The organism is Rhodococcus sp. LW-XY12 (assembly GCF_019317345.1).
In the GTDB taxonomy this organism is placed as follows: Bacteria; Actinomycetota; Actinomycetes; order Mycobacteriales; family Mycobacteriaceae; genus Rhodococcus; species Rhodococcus pyridinivorans.
The window spans coordinates 2,865,236-2,881,811 of sequence record NZ_CP079225.1 but is presented as its reverse complement, the minus strand read 5'-3'; the positions used below and the strand labels follow the sequence as shown (position 1 = coordinate 2,881,811).

The window sequence follows — 16,576 nt, the reverse complement described above, 5'->3', positions numbered from 1 at the left end:
CCGAGATCACCCGTTCGTCCGAAGAAGGAGATGCACCGGTCGTGGCCAAGAAAGAGGGCGGGACCCCGCCGGCAGTCGATCCGAGCGCCCTGACCGAGGACGCGCTCACCGCCGCCGAGAAGTCCGCGATCGACGCGTTCGCCGCTGCGACCGACCTCGACGAACTCGCCCAGGCGAAGATCGACCACCTCGGCGACAAGGCGCCCATCTCCCTCGCCAAGCGCGCCCTCGGCTCGCTGCCCGGCAACGAGCGCGCCGACGCCGGCAAGCGGGTCAACGCCCACCGCACCAGCGTGCAGGCCGCCTTCGACGACCGCAAGGCCGTGCTGCAGGCCGAACGCGACGCCGCGGTCCTCGTCGCCGAAGCCGTCGACGTCACCCTTCCCGCGACCCGCCGCGCGCTCGGCGCCCGCCACCCGATCTCGATCATCTCCGACGAGGTCGCCGACGTCTTCGTCGCGATGGGCTGGGAGGTCGCCGAAGGCCCCGAGGTCGAGACCGAGCATTTCAACTTCGACGCCCTGAACTTTCTGCCCGACCATCCGGCGCGCACGATGCAGGACACCTTCCACATCGCCCCGGAGGGTTCGCGGCAGGTGCTGCGCACCCACACCTCGCCCGTGCAGGTCCGCACCATGCTGCACCGCGACATCCCGATCTACGTCGTGTGCCCCGGCCGCACCTTCCGCACCGACGAACTCGACGCCACCCACACCCCGGTCTTCTCGCAGGTCGAGGGTCTCGCCGTCGACAAGGGCCTGACCATGGCGCACCTGCGCGGCACCCTCGACGCGTTCGCGCGGGCGCTGTTCGGGCCGGAGACCCGCACCCGGATGCGCCCGAACTACTTCCCGTTCACCGAACCGTCCGCCGAGGTGGACGTGTGGTTCCCGAACAAGAAGGGCGGCGCCGGCTGGGTCGAGTGGGGCGGCTGCGGCATGGTCAACCCCAATGTGCTCCGGGCCTCGGGCATCGACCCCGACGTGTACACCGGGTTCGCGTTCGGAATGGGCCTCGAACGCACCCTGCAGTTCCGCAACGGCATCCCCGACATGCGCGACATCGTCGAGGGCGACGTGCGCTTCACCCTGCCGTTCGGCGTTCAGGGCTGACAGCCCGCTCCCGACACCGACTCCACCGACCGACGACCGAACGAAAGAGCTGAGCACAAGTGCGAGTAGCGCAGTCCTGGCTGACCGAGATCCTGCAGCGCGCCACCCCGGAGTGGAACGTCACCGCCGAGGAACTCGACGCGGGATTCGTCCGGGTCGGACTCGAGGTCGAGGACATCGAGACCCTCGGCCGCATCGACAACCTCGTCGTCGGACGGGTCGTGGAGATCACCGAGCTCACCGAATTCAAGAAGCCCATCCGTTTCTGCAAGGTTGACGTCGGTGAGGAGGAACCGCGCGGCATCGTGTGCGGTGCCCGCAACTTCGCCGAGGGCGACCTCATCATCGCCGCCCTGCCCGGCGCCGTGCTTCCCGGCGGCTTCGCCATCGCATCGCGCAAGACCTACGGGCACATCTCCGACGGCATGATCTGCTCGCTGTCCGAGCTGGGCATCGGCAAGGACCACTCCGGCATCCTCGTGCTCGAGCCCGGCACGGCCGAACCCGGCACCGACGCCAACGATCTGCTCGGTCTCGACGACACCGTCGTCGAACTGAACATCACCCCCGACCGCGGATACTGCTTCTCCGTCCGCGGCCTCACCCGCGAACTCGCGTGCGGCTTCGACCTCGAATTCGCCGATCCCGCGGCCGTGCCGGCACTGCCGTCCGACGGCGGGGAGGCCTACCCGATCCGGCTCGAGTCCGAGACGAAGGCCACCCGGTTTGCCGCACGCCGCGTCACCGGCATCGACCCGAAGGCCGTCACCCCGTGGTGGATGCAGCGCCGCCTGCACACCGCCGGTGTCCGCCCGATCTCCCCGGCCGTCGACGTGACCAACTACGTCATGCTCGAACTCGGCCAGCCGCTGCACGCCTTCGACGCCGCCAGCCTGCAGGGTGAGCTGGTCGTGCGACGCGCCCGGGCAGGGGAGAAGCTCACCACCCTCGACGGTGTCGAGCGCGATCTCGATCCGGAGGACGTCGTCATCACCGACGACTCCGGGGTGATCTCCCTCGCCGGCATCATGGGCGGCGCGACCACCGAGGTCGGCGACAGCACCACCGACGTGCTGCTCGAGGCCGCCGCCTGGGATCCGCTCGCCGTCTTCCGCGGCAACCGTCGGCACAAGGTCAGCAGCGAGGCGGGCAAGCGTTTCGAGCGCACCGTCGATCCGGCCCTGGCCCGCGCCGCGCTCGACCGGGCCGCGAGCCTGCTCGTCGAGATCGCCGGCGGCCGCGTGGAGTCGACCCTCACCGACATCGTCGTGCCCACCGAGAGTCCGACGATCCGCATGGACATCGACCTGCCCGACCGCATGGCCGGGGTGAGCTACCCGAACGGCACCGCTGCCCGCCGTCTCACGCAGATCGGATGCGCGGTCGAGGTCGGTGTCGGCGAGGACGGCCACGGCCAGCTCGTCGTCACCCCGCCGACCTGGCGCCCCGACCTGCGTCAGCCTGCCGACCTGGTCGAGGAGGTGCTGCGCCTCGAAGGCCTCGAGCAGATCCCGTCGGTGCTGCCCACCGCTCCCGCCGGCCGCGGTCTCACGGCCACGCAGAAGCGCCGCCGCGCCGTCTCCCGCGCGCTCGCCCACGACGGCTATGTCGAGGTCCTGGCTCCGGTGTTCCTGCCGGCCGGCGTGTTCGATACCTGGAAGCTCGACGCCGACGACCCGCGCCGGGTGACCACCAAGGTGCTCAACCCCCTCGAAGCCGATCGTCCGGAGCTGGCCACCACGCTGCTGCCGGGCCTGCTCGAGATCCTCGGCCGCAACGTCTCGCGCGGCCAGCGCGACCTGTCGCTCTACGCAATCGCGCAGGTCGTGCATCCCACTTCCGAGACCAAGCCGGTCGACGCGCTCCCGGTCGACCGTCGTCCCACCGACGACGAGATCGCCCTGCTCGAAGGGTCGCTGCCGAAGCAGCCGGTCCACGTCGGTGGTGTGCTCGCCGGTTTGCGCGAACCGGCCGGGCCGTGGGGCACGGGACGCGCCGCCGATGCCTTCGATGCCTTCGCCGCCGCGGAGACCGTGGCACGTGCCGCCGGGGTGCGCCTCGAGCGCCGCGCCGCGCAGTACCTGCCCTGGCATCCCGGCCGCTGCGCCGAACTGCTCGTCGACGGGGTCGTCGTCGGCCACGCCGGTGAACTGCATCCCGCGGTGATCGAACGGGCCGGTCTGCCCGCACGCACGTGCGCCTTCGAACTCGACCTCGACGCGTTACCGATCGTGGAATCGCTTCCGGCGCCGGTGGTCTCGCCGTTCCCGGCGGTCCTGCAGGACGTCGCGGTCGTGGTCGACGCGAATGTGCCGGCCGCCGACGTCGAGAGCGCCCTGCGCTCGGGTGGCGGCGAGCTGCTCGAGGACATCCGTCTGTTCGACGTCTATCAGGGCGTCCAGCTGGGGGAGAACCGCAAGTCCCTCGCGTTCGCGCTGCGCTTCCGCGCCCTCGATCGCACCCTCACCGAGGACGAGGCCAGCGCCGCCCGCGAGGCAGCGGTGGCCGCCGCGGCCACCGCGGTCGGTGCCGAACTACGCGCCTGAGCCGCCCGCGTCCCCGCCCGGCAGCCACACCTCGGGCGGGACCGTGGTGACCTTGCGGACCGCCCGGTCGAGGATGTGCCCGGCGATCTCCGCGAGGGTGCGCATCGGGGTGCGGCCGTCGACCGCGAGCGCCGACAGGATCGCGCGATCGGTGGCGGAGATCGCCGTGCGTCCGCGCCGCTCACCCACCCGCCGGGAGCCCGACATCAGTTCCCCTCGCTCTCCCGGACCGAGCACGTTCAGCCGCCACGCCCCGCCCTCGGTGAACCACTCCGAGACCACGTGGGTGCGGATCGACGCAACGCCGGGCAGCTTCCCCAGGTCGGCGCCCGCCCACGGCACCTCGACGGTCACCGTGCCCGAGATCGCCGCGATGACGAACCGCAAATCCCTCACGGTGCCCGCCGCGGTCCTGAAGTTCGCCCTGAGGATCGGGCGCGCGTGGGGATCGACCGAGCACGGCCCGGAGCGGGTCGCCTTCCTGCAGTACCGTCCGGTGCTCGACAACCGGCGGTTGCGTGAGGAACTCGGTGTGCCCCTGCGGTACACGAGCCGGGAGGCCCTCGAGGCGTATCTGCTGGCTCGCGCCGAAGAGGACTCAGTGGCAGCCGGGCGACGTAGCCTGGAGGCATGAGCAAGGACGAAGCCGGCCGGGTGCCGTCTCCCGAGGAGCCCGACAAGCCGGAGCAGCCCGTCCCCGACGTGACCCCGGCCGGGCCGGAGACGCCGACGGTGCCGGATATTCCCCCGGCCCCGGACATCCCGGACGTGCCGCCGATCGACCCGGAGCCGAGCCCCGATCCCGACGTGACCCCACGCGAGGAAGACGTCCACGACGCTCAGGTCCACGACGCCGAGATCGTCGAACCGGGTGTCGTCGACACCGGATCCGTCGACGGCCCGGTCCGCGCACCGACGATCGAGGAGATCACCGGATACACCGCGGACGGGGTGCCGACCTTCGAATCGGTGCGTGAGAAGATCGAACAGCGTTCGGCGACCGCGCTCGGCGCGGAGGAACTCGCGCACGCGACGGGTGCGGGTCGCACGCTCGAGGAGCAGTACGAGGAGCGCAAGGCGGCCGCTGCCGACCGGCTCGCGGAGATCCGGCGGTCGTTGCGCTCGGAGTGAAACCTCCGAAAGGGACACCCCCTATGAAATGATTTGCATGAGGGTGCATAATCATTCGTATGGGTACTTCACCGGACTTCACCGCCACCTCCGAGTCGCCGCTACGGGTCGCCGTGGCCGGCGCCAGCGGCTACGCGGGCGGCGAGATCCTGCGCCTGCTCCTCGGCCACCCCGCCTACCAGGACGGCTCGCTCGTCATCGGCGCGCTCACCGCCGGGGGTAACGCGGGCGCCACCCTGCGCGAGTTCCATCCCCATCTGCTGCCGCTCGCCGACCGCGTGCTCGGCGCCACCGACATCGACACCCTGCTCGGGCACGACGTCGTCTTCCTCGGCCTGCCGCACGGCCACTCCGCCGTGATCGCCGAGCAGCTGCCCGAGACGACCGTCGTCATCGACTGTGGCGCCGACTTCCGGCTCGAGAACGCCGCCGACTGGCAGCGCTGGTACGGCAGCGACCACGCCGGCACCTGGCCCTACGGCATGCCCGAGCTGCCCGGCAAGCGCGACGCCCTCGTCGGGGCCACCCGCATCGCGGTCCCCGGTTGCTACCCGACCTCCGCCTTGCTCGCACTCGCACCGGCCGTCGCCGCCGGCATCGTCGAACCCGTCGTGAACGTCGTGGCCGTCTCCGGCACCTCCGGCGCCGGGAAGTCCCCGAAGGTCGAGCTGCTCGGCTCCGAGGTCATGGGCTCGGTCCGCGCCTACAGCGTCGGCGGCGCCCACCGGCACACCCCGGAGATCAAGCAGAACCTCTCCGCTCTTGCCGACACCGACGTGAAGGTCTCGTTCACCCCGATCCTCGCGCCCATGCCGCGCGGCATCCTCGCGACCTGCACCGCACCGACCACGGTGACCGCCGCCGAGGCCCGCGCCGTCTACGAGAAGGCCTACGCCGACGAACCGTTCGTGCAGCTGCTGCCGGAAGGCGCACTACCGGCCACCGGCGCGGTGGTCGGCTCGAACGCCGTCCAGATCGCCGTCACCGTCGACACCGACGCCGGACTGCTCATCGTCGTCGCCGCGCTCGACAACCTCACCAAGGGCACCGCCGGTGCCGCCGTGCAATCGATGAACCTGGCACTCGGCCTGCCCGAGACCGCCGGCCTGTCCACCGTGGGAGTGGCTCCGTGACCGAGAACAAGTACGCAGACGACGTCTACACCGGCGCCACCGAGATCGCCGGGGGACGCCTGATCCGCACCCAGGGTGTCACCAGTCCCGCCGGCTTCCGGGCCGCCGGCATCCCCGCCGGCATCAAGGTCTCGGGCAGACAGGACCTCGCGCTCGTGGTCAACGAGGGCCCCGAACTCACCGCCGCCGGTGTGTTCACCACCAACAAGGTCAAGGCCGCCCCCGTCCTGTGGTCCCAGCAGGTGCTGAAGTCCGGCAGCCTGCGCGCGGTGATCCTCAACTCCGGCGGCGCCAACGCGTGCACCGGCGCCGGTGGTTTCCAGGACACCCACGCCACCGCCGAGGCCGTCGCCGACGCCCTGAGCAACTGGGGCACCGAGACCGGTGCCGGTGAGGTCGCCGTGTGCTCGACCGGCCTGATCGGCGACCGTCTGCCGATGGACAAGGTGCTCTCCGGGGTGCAGGAGATCGTCCACGAACTCGCCGGAGGCATCTCCGGTGGCACCGACGCCGCCTACGCGATCATGACCACCGACACCGTGCCCAAGCAGGCCGCCCTGCACCACGCCGACAAGTGGAACGTCGGCGGCATGGCCAAGGGCGCCGGCATGCTCGCCCCCGCCCTGGCGACGATGCTGTGCGTGGTCACCACCGACGCCGTCGCGACCGCCGATCAGCTCGACACCGCGCTGCGCCACGCGTCCCGGCTCACCTTCGACCGCCTCGACGTCGACGGCGCGACCTCCACCAACGACACCGTGCTGCTGCTGGCCTCCGGCGCGAGCGGGATCACCCCGAGCCAGGACGAGCTCAACGCCGCCGTCCTCGCCGTGTGCGACGACCTCGCCGAGCAGATGATGGCCGACGCCGAGGGCGTCACCAAGCGGGTCACCGTCACTGTCCGCGGCGCCGCCAGCGAAGCCGACGCCCTGATCGGTGCCCGCACCGTGGCCCGCGACAGCCTCGTCAAGACCGCCCTGTTCGGCTCCGACCCCAACTGGGGCCGCGTGCTCGCCGCCATCGGTATCGCCCCGATCGAACTCGACCCCGACAAGATCTCCGTGTCGTTCAACGGGAACCCGGTGTGCATCGACGGTGTCGGTGCGCCCGGCGCCCGCGAGGTCGACCTGTCCGCGGCCGACATCGCACTCGACATCGACCTCGGCCTCGGCAACGCGCAGGTGTCCATCCGCACCACCGACCTCTCGCACGCCTACGTCGAAGAGAACTCGGCGTACTCGTCGTGACCGGAACGAACACAGGAGACGACGTGACCGACGCACTGATCGCCGACCTCACCTCGCACCAGAAGGCGTTCGTCCTCGCCGAGGCCCTGCCGTGGCTGCAGAAGTTCCGCGACAAGATCGTCGTCGTCAAGTACGGCGGCAACGCCATGATCGACGACACCCTCAAGACCGCCTTCGCCGCCGACATGGCGTTCCTGCGCACCGTCGGCATCCACCCCGTCGTCGTGCACGGCGGCGGCCCGCAGATCAACGCCATGCTCGAGCGACTCGGCCTCGCAGGTGAATTCCGCGGCGGCTTCCGTGTCACCACCCCCGAGGTCATGGACGTCGTGCGGATGGTGCTCTTCGGGCAGGTCGGACGCGAACTCGTCGGCCTGATCAACAGCCACGGCCCCTACGCCGTCGGCACCTCCGGCGAGGACGCCGGACTGTTCACCGCGACCCGCCGCACGGTCGTCGTCGACGGCGAGGCCACCGACATCGGGCTCGTCGGCGACGTCACCAGCGTCGACCCCGGCGCGGTGCTCGACCTCATCGCCGCCGGGCGCATCCCCGTCGTCTCCACGATCGCGCCCGACGCCGACGGCGTGGTGCACAACATCAACGCCGACACCGCCGCGGCCGCCCTTGCCGAAGCGCTCGGCGCGGAGAAGCTGGTCGTGCTCACCGACGTCGAAGGCCTCTACACGAACTGGCCCGACCGCAGCTCGCTCACCTCGCGGATCGACGCCGACGCGCTTACCGCGCTGCTGCCGTCGCTCGACTCCGGCATGGTCCCGAAGATGGAGGCGTGCCTGCGCGCCGTTCAGGGGGGAGTGCCCACCGCGCACGTCATCGACGGGCGCCAGCCGCACTCCGTGCTCCTCGAACTGTTCACCGAAGAAGGCATCGGCACCATGGTGGTGCCGTCCTCCGAGAAGGAAGGCCCCGCATGACCGGCACGTCCGACCTCCAGCAGCGCTGGGCGGGTTCGCTGATGAACAACTACGGCGTGCCCAAGGTCGCGCTGGTCGCGGGCGACGGTGCCGTGCTCACCGACGCCGACGGCAAGCAGTACCTCGACCTGCTCGGCGGCATCGCCGTCAACAGCCTCGGCCACCGCCACCCGGCGATCATCGAGGCCGTCACCGCCCAGCTGAACCAGCTCGGCCACGTGTCGAACCTGTACGCCTCGCCGCCGGTGCTCGAACTCGCCGAGAAGCTCCTCGATCGCTTCGGTCACGAGGGCCGCGCCTTCTTCTGCAATTCCGGCACCGAGGCCAACGAGGCGGCCTTCAAGATCGCCCGGCTCACCGGACGGCCGAGGATCGTCGCGTGCGAGAAGGCCTTCCACGGCCGCACCATGGGCGCCCTCGCCCTGACCGGCCAGCCCGACAAGCGCGCCCCCTTCGAACCGATGCCCGCCGGCGTCGAGTTCGTGCCCTACGGCGACCTCGACGCCCTCGAGGCCGCGGTGGACGAGAACACCGCCGCCGTCTTCCTCGAACCGATCATGGGCGAATCCGGCGTCGTCGTCCCGCCCGAGGGTTATCTCGCCGGCGCGCGTCGCATCACCACCGAACGCGGCGCCCTGCTCGTGCTCGACGAAGTCCAGACCGGTATCGCCCGCACCGGTACCTTCTTCGCCCACCAGGCAGCGGGCATCACCCCCGATGTGATGACCCTCGCCAAGGGCCTCGGCGGCGGACTGCCCATCGGTGCGGTCCTCGCCACCGGTCCGGCCGCCGAGCTGTTCCGGCCCGGCAAGCACGGCACCACCTTCGGTGGCAACCCGGTGTGCGCCGCGGCCGCCCTCGCGGTGCTGCGCACGATCGACGAGCAGAACCTGCTCGACCACGTGAACACCGTCGGGAAGACCCTCGCCGCCGGCATCGAGGAACTCGGGCACCCGCTCGTCTCGCACGTGCGCGGCTCCGGGCTGCTCCTCGGTGTCGTCCTCACCGCCGCGAAGGCGCCGGCCGTCGAGACCGCCGCCCGCGAGGCCGGTTTCCTCGTCAACGCCGCCGCACCGGACGTGATCCGCCTCGCGCCCCCGCTGATCCTCACCGAACAGCAGGCCGAGAGCTTCGTGACGGCGCTGCCCGCCGTCCTCGACACCGCCGACCGGGAAGGGAACTGACGACCCGTGCTCCGCCATTTCCTGCGCGACGACGACCTCACCCCGGCCGAACAGACCGAGGTGCTCGAACTCGCCGCCGAACTGAAGAAGGCGCCGCTGTCCCGCCGCCCCCTCGAAGGGCCCCTCAGCGTCGCCGTGCTGTTCGACAAGACCTCCACCCGCACCCGCTTCTCCTTCGACGCCGGCATCGCCCAACTCGGCGGGCACGCCGTCGTCGTCGACACCGGCTCCACCCAGATCGGGAAGGGTGAGACCCTCGAGGACACCGCCCGGATGTTCTCCCGGTTCACCGAAGCGGTCGTGTGGCGCACCTACGGCCAGGACCGCATCGAGACGCTCGCCGAGCACTCGACCGTGCCCGTCGTCAACGCGCTCACCGACACTTTCCACCCCTGCCAGGTCCTCGCCGACCTGCAGACCATCCGCGAGAACAAGGGCGCCACCGCGGGCCTGCGGATGACCTACTTCGGCGACGGCGCCAACAACATGGCGCACTCGCTGATGCTCGGCGGCGTCACCGCCGGCATGCACGTGACCATCGCGTCCCCGGCCGGGTTCACCCCCGACTCGCAGGTCGTCGACGCGAGCCGCGCACGGGCAGAGGAGACCGGCGGCAGCGTCACCGTCACCGACGACCCGCGTACCGGAGCCAGCGGCGCCGATGTGCTCGTCACCGACACCTGGGTGTCGATGGGGCAGGAGGACGACGGCAAGGATCGCGAGGCACCCTTCCGGCCGTTCCAGCTGAACGACGACCTCGTCTCCCTTGCCGACACCGACGCGATCGTGCTGCACTGCCTGCCGGCCTACCGCGGCAAGGAGATCACCGCCGAGGTCATCGACGGACCGCGGTCTGTGGTGTGGGACGAAGCCGAGAACCGCCTCCACGCACAGAAGGCCCTGCTGGTGTGGCTGCTCGAGCAGAGCCGGAGCTGACCGTGAGCACCGCGGCGAACCATGCGGACAGTGCGGCGACGGCGCCGACGCGCGCGGCGCGGCAGGCCCGCATAGTCGCACTCCTCGCCGCGCACCCGGTGCGCAGCCACACCGAACTCGCCGCACTCCTCGCCGAGGACAGCATCGAGGTGTCCACCGCCACCCTGTCCCGCGACCTCGAGGAACTCGGCGCCGTCAAGCTCCGCGCGGCCGATGGGGGCGCCGGGGTGTACGTCGTCCCGGAGGACGGCAGCCCTGTGCGCGGCGTGACCGGAGGCACCGACCGCCTGTCCCGGTTGCTCGGCGAACTGCTGGTGTCCACCGACTCCAGCGGCAACATCGCCGTGCTGCGCACCCCGCCGGGGGCGGCGCACTATCTGGCCAGTGCACTCGATCGGGCATCATTACCCGAGGTGGTCGGAACGATCGCCGGCGACGACACCATCGCGGTCATCGCCCGCGAACCGACGACGGGAGCCGAACTGGCCGCGAAAATCGAATCACTCGCCTGACCTACCACTCATAGACGCACGTCGAAATACGAAGGAGCACAAAGACAATGGCCGAACGCGTCGTACTCGCCTATTCGGGCGGGCTGGACACCTCCGTCGCCATCAGCTGGATCGGCAAGGAGACCGGCAAGGAGGTCGTCGCCGTGGCCATCGACCTCGGCCAGGGTGGCGAGGACATGGAGGTCGTGCGTCAGCGCGCCCTCGACTGCGGTGCCGTCGAATCGATCGTCGTCGACGCCAAGGACGAGTTCGCCAACGAGTACTGCCTGCCCACCGTCCAGGCCAACGCGCTCTACATGGATCGCTACCCGCTCGTCTCGGCCATCAGCCGCCCGCTGATCGTCAAGCACATCGTGCAGGCCGCCCGCGAGCACGGTGGCACCGTCGTCTCCCACGGCTGCACCGGTAAGGGCAACGATCAGGTCCGCTTCGAGGTCGGCTTCGGCGCCCTCGCACCCGACCTCCAGGTCATCGCACCGGTCCGCGACTACGCCTGGACCCGTGAGAAGGCCATCGCCTTCGCCGAGGAGAACGGCCTGCCCATCAACGTCACCAAGCGTTCGCCGTTCTCCATCGACCAGAACGTCTGGGGCCGCGCCGTCGAGACCGGCTTCCTCGAGGACCTGTGGAACGCCCCCACCAAGGACGTCTACGACTACACCGAGGACCCCACCGCCCACTGGCAGGCCCCCGACGAGCTGATCATCAGCTTCGAGGCCGGTCGCCCCGTCGCGATCGACGGCAAGCACGTCACCGTCCTCGAGGCCATCCAGGAACTCAACCGTCGCGCCGGCGCTCAGGGTGTGGGCCGCCTCGACATGGTCGAGGACCGCCTCGTCGGCATCAAGAGCCGCGAGATCTACGAGGCCCCCGGCGCCATCGCCCTCATCACCGCGCACCAGGAACTCGAGCACGTCACCCTCGAGCGCGAACTCGGCCGCTACAAGCGTCGCGTCGAGGAGCGCTGGAGCGAGCTGGTGTACGACGGCCTGTGGTACTCGCCGCTGAAGACCGCCCTCGACGCCTTCATCAAGAACACTCAGGAGCGCGTCACCGGCGACATCCGCATGGTGCTCCACGGCGGACACATCACCGTCAACGGCCGTCGCAGCCCCGAGTCGCTGTACGACTTCAACCTCGCCACCTACGACGAGGGTGACAGCTTCGACCAGTCCAACGCCAAGGGCTTCGTGCAGATCCACGGCCTGTCGTCGAAGGTCGCCGCGAAGCGCGATCTGGGCCTGTAGTCATGACGGCTCACGGCACCAACGAAGGTGCCCTGTGGGGCGGCCGGTTCGCATCCGGACCGGCCGCCGCCATGGCGGCGCTGAGCAAGTCCACGCACTTCGACTGGGCGCTCGCCCCGTACGACGTGCGCGCCTCCCAGGCCCACGCCAAGGTTCTGCACCGTGCCGGACTCCTCACCGACGACGACCTCGCCACGATGCTCGACGGCCTCGACCGGCTCGCCGCCGATGTGGCCTCCGGTGCGTTCGGCCCCGCCGAGTCCGACGAGGACGTGCACGGCGCGCTCGAACGGGGACTCATCGAACGGGTCGGCCCCGAGGTCGGCGGCCGGCTCCGCGCGGGCCGCTCCCGCAACGACCAGGTCGCGACGCTGTTCCGCATGTGGCTGCGCGACAGCGCGCGGCGCATCGCCGACGGTGTCCTCGATGTGGTCGATGCGATCGCCGACCAGGCCGCGGCGCACCCCGATGCCGTCATGCCGGGCAAGACGCACCTGCAGGCGGCGCAGCCCGTGCTGCTCGCGCACCACCTGCTCGCCCATGCGCATCCGTTGCTGCGCGACGTCGACCGGTTACGCGACTTCGACAAGCGCGCGGCGGTCTCGCCGTATGGGTCGGGAGCGCTCGCCGGATCGTCGCTCGGTCTCGACCCCGACGCGATTGCGGCCGACCTGGGCTTCGACTCGGCGGCGGACAACTCGATCGACGCCACCAGCTCCCGCGACTTCGCTGCAGAAGCGGCGTTCGTGTTCGCGCAGATCGCCGTCGACCTCTCCCGCATGGCGGAGGAGATCATCCTGTGGAGCACCCCCGAGTTCGGGTACGTCACCCTCGCGGACGAATGGTCGACCGGGTCGTCGATCATGCCGCAGAAGAAGAACCCGGACGTCTCCGAGCTCACCCGCGGTAAGGCCGGTCGCCTCATCGGCAACCTCACCGGTCTGCTGGCCACGCTCAAAGCGCAGCCGTTGGCCTACAACCGCGACCTGCAGGAGGACAAGGAGCCGGTCTTCGACTCCGTCGCACAGCTCGAGCTGCTGCTCCCGGCGATCGCAGGGCTCGTCTCGACGCTGACCTTCCACACCGAGCGCATGGCCGAGCTCGCACCCGCCGGATTCACCCTCGCGACCGACATCGCCGAGTGGATGGTCCGCCAGGGTGTGCCGTTCCGCGTCGCCCACGAGGCGGCCGGGGCGTGCGTGCGGGTCGCCGAAGGCCGCGGAGCCGGCCTCGAGGACCTCACAGACGATGAGCTGGCCGGTGTAGATCCGGCACTGACCCCGCAGGTGCGGGAAGTGCTCACCGTCGAAGGCTCCATCGCCTCGCGCGACGCTCGCGGCGGCACCGCGGGCGTGCGGGTGGCCGAGCAACTCGGCCGCGTGCGCGACGCCGCGGCACAACTGCGCGACCGGGTTCGCGACTGACACGCCTGCCGTCCCGGGCACACCCCGAGTTGCCCGGGACGGTGAGGGCCGTGTGGCAGGCTGGCACATACTCTCGGCATGCAGCGGGTACCGGTGTAGAACCGCAGGTGCCGGGGACCGGTGCGGATACATCGTCGAGAAGGGGAACGGACCGTGGGACTGGACGCCGATGTAGTGACCGAGTCGGTGCGACGGCTCGTCGCCACTGCCCAGAACGGTCTCGAAGTCCTGCGCTTCGGTGGCCTCGAACCCGGCCGGTCGTCGTCGCCCTATCAGGTCGTCGAGCGCACCTCCATGTACCGGCTCCGCCGGTACTTCCCCGAATCCGACACCGCCTCCACGGGCATCCCCGTCGTTCTCGTACCACCGATGATGGTGTCCGCCGAGGTGTACGACGTCACCCGTGACGCCGGCGCCGTCGGCAGCCTCCACGAAGCGGGTCTCGATCCCTGGGTCGTGGACTTCGGATCGCCCGACCAGGAGGAGGGCGGCTGGAAGCGCACCCTCACCGATCACATCCTCGCCCTCGACGAGGTCGTCGACTGCGTCCGTGCCTACACCGGTCGCGACGTGCATCTCGGCGGATACTCGCAGGGCGGCATGTTCTGCTATCAGGTCGCGGCCTACCGGCGCAGCCGCGGCATCGCGAGCCTGATCACCTTCGGCAGCCCGGTCGACACCCTCGCCGCCCTGCCGTTCGGGATCCCGGAGATCGTCGCGACCCACTCCGCCGACTTCCTTGCCGACCACGTCTTCAACCGCCTCGCGATCACCGGATGGATGGCGCGCACCGGCTTCCAGCTGCTCGATCCGGTCAAGACGCTGCGATCGCGCATCGACTTCCTGCTCCAGCTCCACGACCGGGAGGCGCTGCTGCCGCGCGAGCCGCAGCGCCGATTCCTCGACACCGAGGGATGGGTGGCGTGGTCCGGTCCCGCCGTCGCGGAGGTACTGCGCCAGTTCATCGCCCACAACCGCATGGTGAGCGGTGGGTTCGTCATCAATGACCGGGCCGTGAGCCTCGCCGAGATCACCTGTCCCGTCCTCGCAGTCGTCGGCGAGGTCGACGACATCGGGCAACCGCTCGCCGTGCGCGGCATCCGCAAGGCCGCACCCCGCGCGGAGGTCTACGAATACACCTTGCGCGCAGGTCATTTCGGACTCGTCGTGGGCAGTGTCGCCGGCCAGCAGACGTGGCCGTCGGTCGGGGAATGGGTGCAGTGGCGCGAGGGCGTCGGGGACCGGCCCGTCGGCATCGCGCCGATGGCGGTGCCGAACCCCACCGACGAGGGCACGGGCGTCTCGGTCGCATCCCGCATCACGCACACGGCCGCAACGCTCGCCGACGTCGGGACCGATCTCGGCAAGGGGCTCGCGGGGATCGCGGTCGGTGCCGTCCGCGGCGCACGCGATCTCACCGGGGAGGCCGCCCGCGCCCTTCCCCGCCTCGCGCGGCTCGGGCAGATCCAGCCGCGCACCCGCATCTCCGTCGGCGGCCTGCTCGCCGAGATCGGCCGCAAGTCGCCGAAGCGGGAGTGCTTCATCTTCGAGGACCGGGTCTACACCTTCGAGGCCGTCAACCGGCGGATCGACAACGTCGTCCTCGGGCTCGCCGACAACGGCATCCGTCCCGCGATGCACGTCGGCATCCTCATGGACGTGCGCCCCAGCGCAATGGCGGCGGTCGCGGCGATCTCCCGCCTCGGCGCCGTCTCCGCCCTCATCCCGCCGGGACCGGACATCGCCGAGGCCGTGCGACTGGGCGGTGTCGAAAAGATCGTCGCCGATCCCGAGAACCTCGACGCGGCCGTCGCGACCGGTCTTCCCGTGCTGGTCCTCGGCGGCGGCGACGTCCGCGACCTCGACGTCGAGCCCGGCGCCGACGTCGTCGATCTCGAACGACTCGACATCTCCTCCGTGCAACTGCCGGGCTGGTACGTCCCCGATCCCGGACTCGCGCGCGAACTCGCATTCATCCTGTTCTCCGGTGGTGGCGACACGCTCGCGGTGCGGCGGGTCACCAACTACCGGTGGGCGCTGTCGGCCTTCGGTACCGCCACCGCCGCCTCGCTCGGCCGCGGTGACACCATGTACTGCCTTGCGCCCCTGCATCATTCGTCCGGTCTGCTGGTCAGTTTCGGCGGGGCGCTCGCGGGCGGGGCGCGTATCGCACTGTCGCGCGGGTTGAATCCGTCGCTCTTCAGCGACGAAGTGCACCGCTACGGCGTCACCGTCGTCACCTATACCTGGTCGATGATGCGTGAGGTGCTCGACAGCCCGTCGCTGCACATCGACGCCATCCATCCCATCCGGTTGTTCATCGGTTCCGGCATGCCACCGGGCCTGTGGCGCCGCACGCTCGACCGGTTCGAGCCCGCCCGGGTTCTCGAGTTCTACGCGTCGACCGAGGGCGACGTCGTGCTCGCGAACGTCTCCGGTTCGAAGATCGGCTCGAAGGGCCGGCCGTTGCCCGGTAGCGCCGATGTGCGCCTCGCTGCCTACGACGCCGGCGTCGGCCGACTCGTGGAGGACGAACGCGGCTTCGTGCGGGAAGCGCAGGTCGGCGAGGTCGGACTGCTGCTCGGCAGACCCGGTCCCGCAGCCTCGGCAATCACCGGTGTGATGCGCGGCGTGTTCGAACCGGGCGACGTGTGGGTGCCCACCGACAACCTGTTCCGACGCGACGACGACGGCGACTACTGGCTGCTCGACAGTCGGGGGACGGTGATTCCCACCTTCCACGGCCCGGTTTTCACCCAGAGCGTGGCGGACGTGCTCGAAGCGATCCCGCGTGTCGATCTCGCCGTCGCCTACGGCATCTCGGTGGGAGGTCGCGACATCGCAGTGGCCGGCTGCTCGCTGCGGGGCAACCGTGCACCGACGGCCGCGGAGATCACTGCGGCGTTCGACTCGGTCCCGGCCGACGAGCGACCCGATCTCGTGCACGTCGTGCCCGACATCCCGTTGGGCCCGTCCTATCGCCCGTCCGCCGATCGTCTGCGCGAACAGGGATTGCCCGTGCCCACCGTCCGTACCTGGTACCTGAACCCCGACACCGGGACGTACAAGCGGTTCACCAAAGCCGTGGCCACGGCGTGGAAGGCGGGCACGGCCGGTTCGCCCGCCGGGGCGCGGTAGCCTGGGTCCGGTTCGGTTCCGCCCTTCGAAA

General features: G+C 70.4%; 14 protein-coding genes. 13 read left to right on the top strand and 1 reads right to left on the bottom strand.

The window, feature by feature from the left end; translation table 11 throughout:
• The first annotated feature begins 41 nt into the window (after nucleotides 1-41).
• Together pheS and pheT are read left to right on the top strand one after the other, a co-directional pair.
• Nucleotides 42-1,112: a phenylalanine--tRNA ligase subunit alpha gene (gene pheS / locus KXC42_RS13450; protein WP_006553975.1), complete on the top strand. Its 1,071-nt coding sequence runs from the start codon at nucleotides 42-44 to the stop codon at nucleotides 1,110-1,112.
• Between the two features lie 59 nt (nucleotides 1,113-1,171).
• Nucleotides 1,172-3,658, top strand: a complete 2,487-nt coding sequence (gene pheT, locus KXC42_RS13445; RefSeq protein ID WP_219129146.1) for a phenylalanine--tRNA ligase subunit beta — start codon at nucleotides 1,172-1,174, stop codon at nucleotides 3,656-3,658.
• On the opposite strand, the gene KXC42_RS13440 is transcribed toward pheT, so the two are convergent.
• Nucleotides 3,647-4,045, bottom strand: coding sequence for an AsnC family protein (locus KXC42_RS13440; protein WP_219129145.1), 399 nt, complete (start codon nucleotides 4,043-4,045; stop codon nucleotides 3,647-3,649). The two genes, pheT and KXC42_RS13440, sit on opposite strands and share 12 nt — an antisense overlap.
• On the opposite strand from KXC42_RS13440, the gene KXC42_RS13435 reads away from it, so the two are divergent.
• The 11 genes from KXC42_RS13435 to KXC42_RS13385 all read left to right on the top strand — a co-directional run bounded on the left by KXC42_RS13435 (nucleotide 4,032) and on the right by KXC42_RS13385 (nucleotide 16,545).
• Nucleotides 4,032-4,292 carry a hypothetical protein gene (locus KXC42_RS13435; RefSeq protein WP_006553972.1) on the top strand — a complete coding sequence of 87 codons (261 nt, stop codon included), beginning with the start codon at nucleotides 4,032-4,034 and terminating at the stop codon, nucleotides 4,290-4,292. The two genes, KXC42_RS13440 and KXC42_RS13435, sit on opposite strands and share 14 nt — an antisense overlap.
• The gene (locus KXC42_RS13430; RefSeq protein WP_006553971.1) at nucleotides 4,289-4,789 is read left to right on the top strand and encodes a PspA/IM30 family protein; all 501 of its coding nucleotides are present in this window, start codon (nucleotides 4,289-4,291) and stop codon (nucleotides 4,787-4,789) included. The genes KXC42_RS13435 and KXC42_RS13430 overlap by 4 nt, the downstream gene beginning before the upstream one ends.
• Nucleotides 4,790-4,848: 59 nt before the next feature.
• Nucleotides 4,849-5,922 (top strand): N-acetyl-gamma-glutamyl-phosphate reductase, encoded by a 1,074-nt coding sequence (gene argC, locus KXC42_RS13425; RefSeq protein WP_006553970.1) that lies wholly within the window; start codon nucleotides 4,849-4,851, stop codon nucleotides 5,920-5,922.
• Complete coding sequence (gene argJ / locus KXC42_RS13420; RefSeq protein WP_039584034.1) at nucleotides 5,919-7,169, top strand: bifunctional glutamate N-acetyltransferase/amino-acid acetyltransferase ArgJ; 1,251 nt, start codon at nucleotides 5,919-5,921, stop codon at nucleotides 7,167-7,169. Before argC ends, argJ begins: the two co-directional genes overlap by 4 nt.
• Entirely contained in the window at nucleotides 7,166-8,104 is a 939-nt protein-coding gene (argB, locus tag KXC42_RS13415) for an acetylglutamate kinase (protein ID WP_006554811.1), read from the top strand. Before argJ ends, argB begins: the two co-directional genes overlap by 4 nt.
• Nucleotides 8,101-9,288 carry an acetylornithine transaminase gene (locus KXC42_RS13410; RefSeq protein ID WP_033097677.1) on the top strand — a complete coding sequence of 396 codons (1,188 nt, stop codon included), beginning with the start codon at nucleotides 8,101-8,103 and terminating at the stop codon, nucleotides 9,286-9,288. Before argB ends, KXC42_RS13410 begins: the two co-directional genes overlap by 4 nt.
• 6 nt (nucleotides 9,289-9,294) lie before the next feature.
• The gene (argF, locus tag KXC42_RS13405) at nucleotides 9,295-10,224 is read left to right on the top strand and encodes an ornithine carbamoyltransferase (protein WP_006554813.1); all 930 of its coding nucleotides are present in this window, start codon (nucleotides 9,295-9,297) and stop codon (nucleotides 10,222-10,224) included.
• A complete protein-coding gene (locus KXC42_RS13400) occupies nucleotides 10,197-10,736 on the top strand; it encodes an arginine repressor (protein WP_006554814.1) in 540 nt (179 codons plus the stop codon). The genes argF and KXC42_RS13400 overlap by 28 nt, the downstream gene beginning before the upstream one ends.
• Nucleotides 10,737-10,783: 47 nt before the next feature.
• Nucleotides 10,784-11,983, top strand: a complete 1,200-nt coding sequence (locus tag KXC42_RS13395; protein ID WP_006554815.1) for an argininosuccinate synthase — start codon at nucleotides 10,784-10,786, stop codon at nucleotides 11,981-11,983.
• A 2-nt stretch (nucleotides 11,984-11,985) separates the two neighbouring features.
• A complete protein-coding gene (gene argH, locus KXC42_RS13390) occupies nucleotides 11,986-13,407 on the top strand; it encodes an argininosuccinate lyase (RefSeq protein WP_064852721.1) in 1,422 nt (473 codons plus the stop codon).
• Nucleotides 13,408-13,560: 153 nt separating this feature from the next.
• Entirely contained in the window at nucleotides 13,561-16,545 is a 2,985-nt protein-coding gene (locus KXC42_RS13385; RefSeq protein ID WP_219129144.1) for an AMP-binding protein, read from the top strand.
• Nucleotides 16,546-16,576: the final 31 nt, after the last annotated feature.

What these genes read in the sequence shown, in the direction of transcription:
- KXC42_RS13435 (WP_006553972.1), top strand. Translation starts at nt 4,032, where the DNA reads ATGACGAACCGCAAATCCCTCACGGTGCCCGCCGCGGTCCTGAAGTTC.
- KXC42_RS13430 (WP_006553971.1), top strand. Translation starts at nt 4,289, where the DNA reads ATGAGCAAGGACGAAGCCGGCCGGGTGCCGTCTCCCGAGGAGCCCGAC.
- argC (WP_006553970.1), top strand. Translation starts at nt 4,849, where the DNA reads ATGGGTACTTCACCGGACTTCACCGCCACCTCCGAGTCGCCGCTACGG.
- KXC42_RS13410 (WP_033097677.1), top strand. Translation starts at nt 8,101, where the DNA reads ATGACCGGCACGTCCGACCTCCAGCAGCGCTGGGCGGGTTCGCTGATG.
- KXC42_RS13395 (WP_006554815.1), top strand. Translation starts at nt 10,784, where the DNA reads ATGGCCGAACGCGTCGTACTCGCCTATTCGGGCGGGCTGGACACCTCC.
- argH (WP_064852721.1), top strand. Translation starts at nt 11,986, where the DNA reads ATGACGGCTCACGGCACCAACGAAGGTGCCCTGTGGGGCGGCCGGTTC.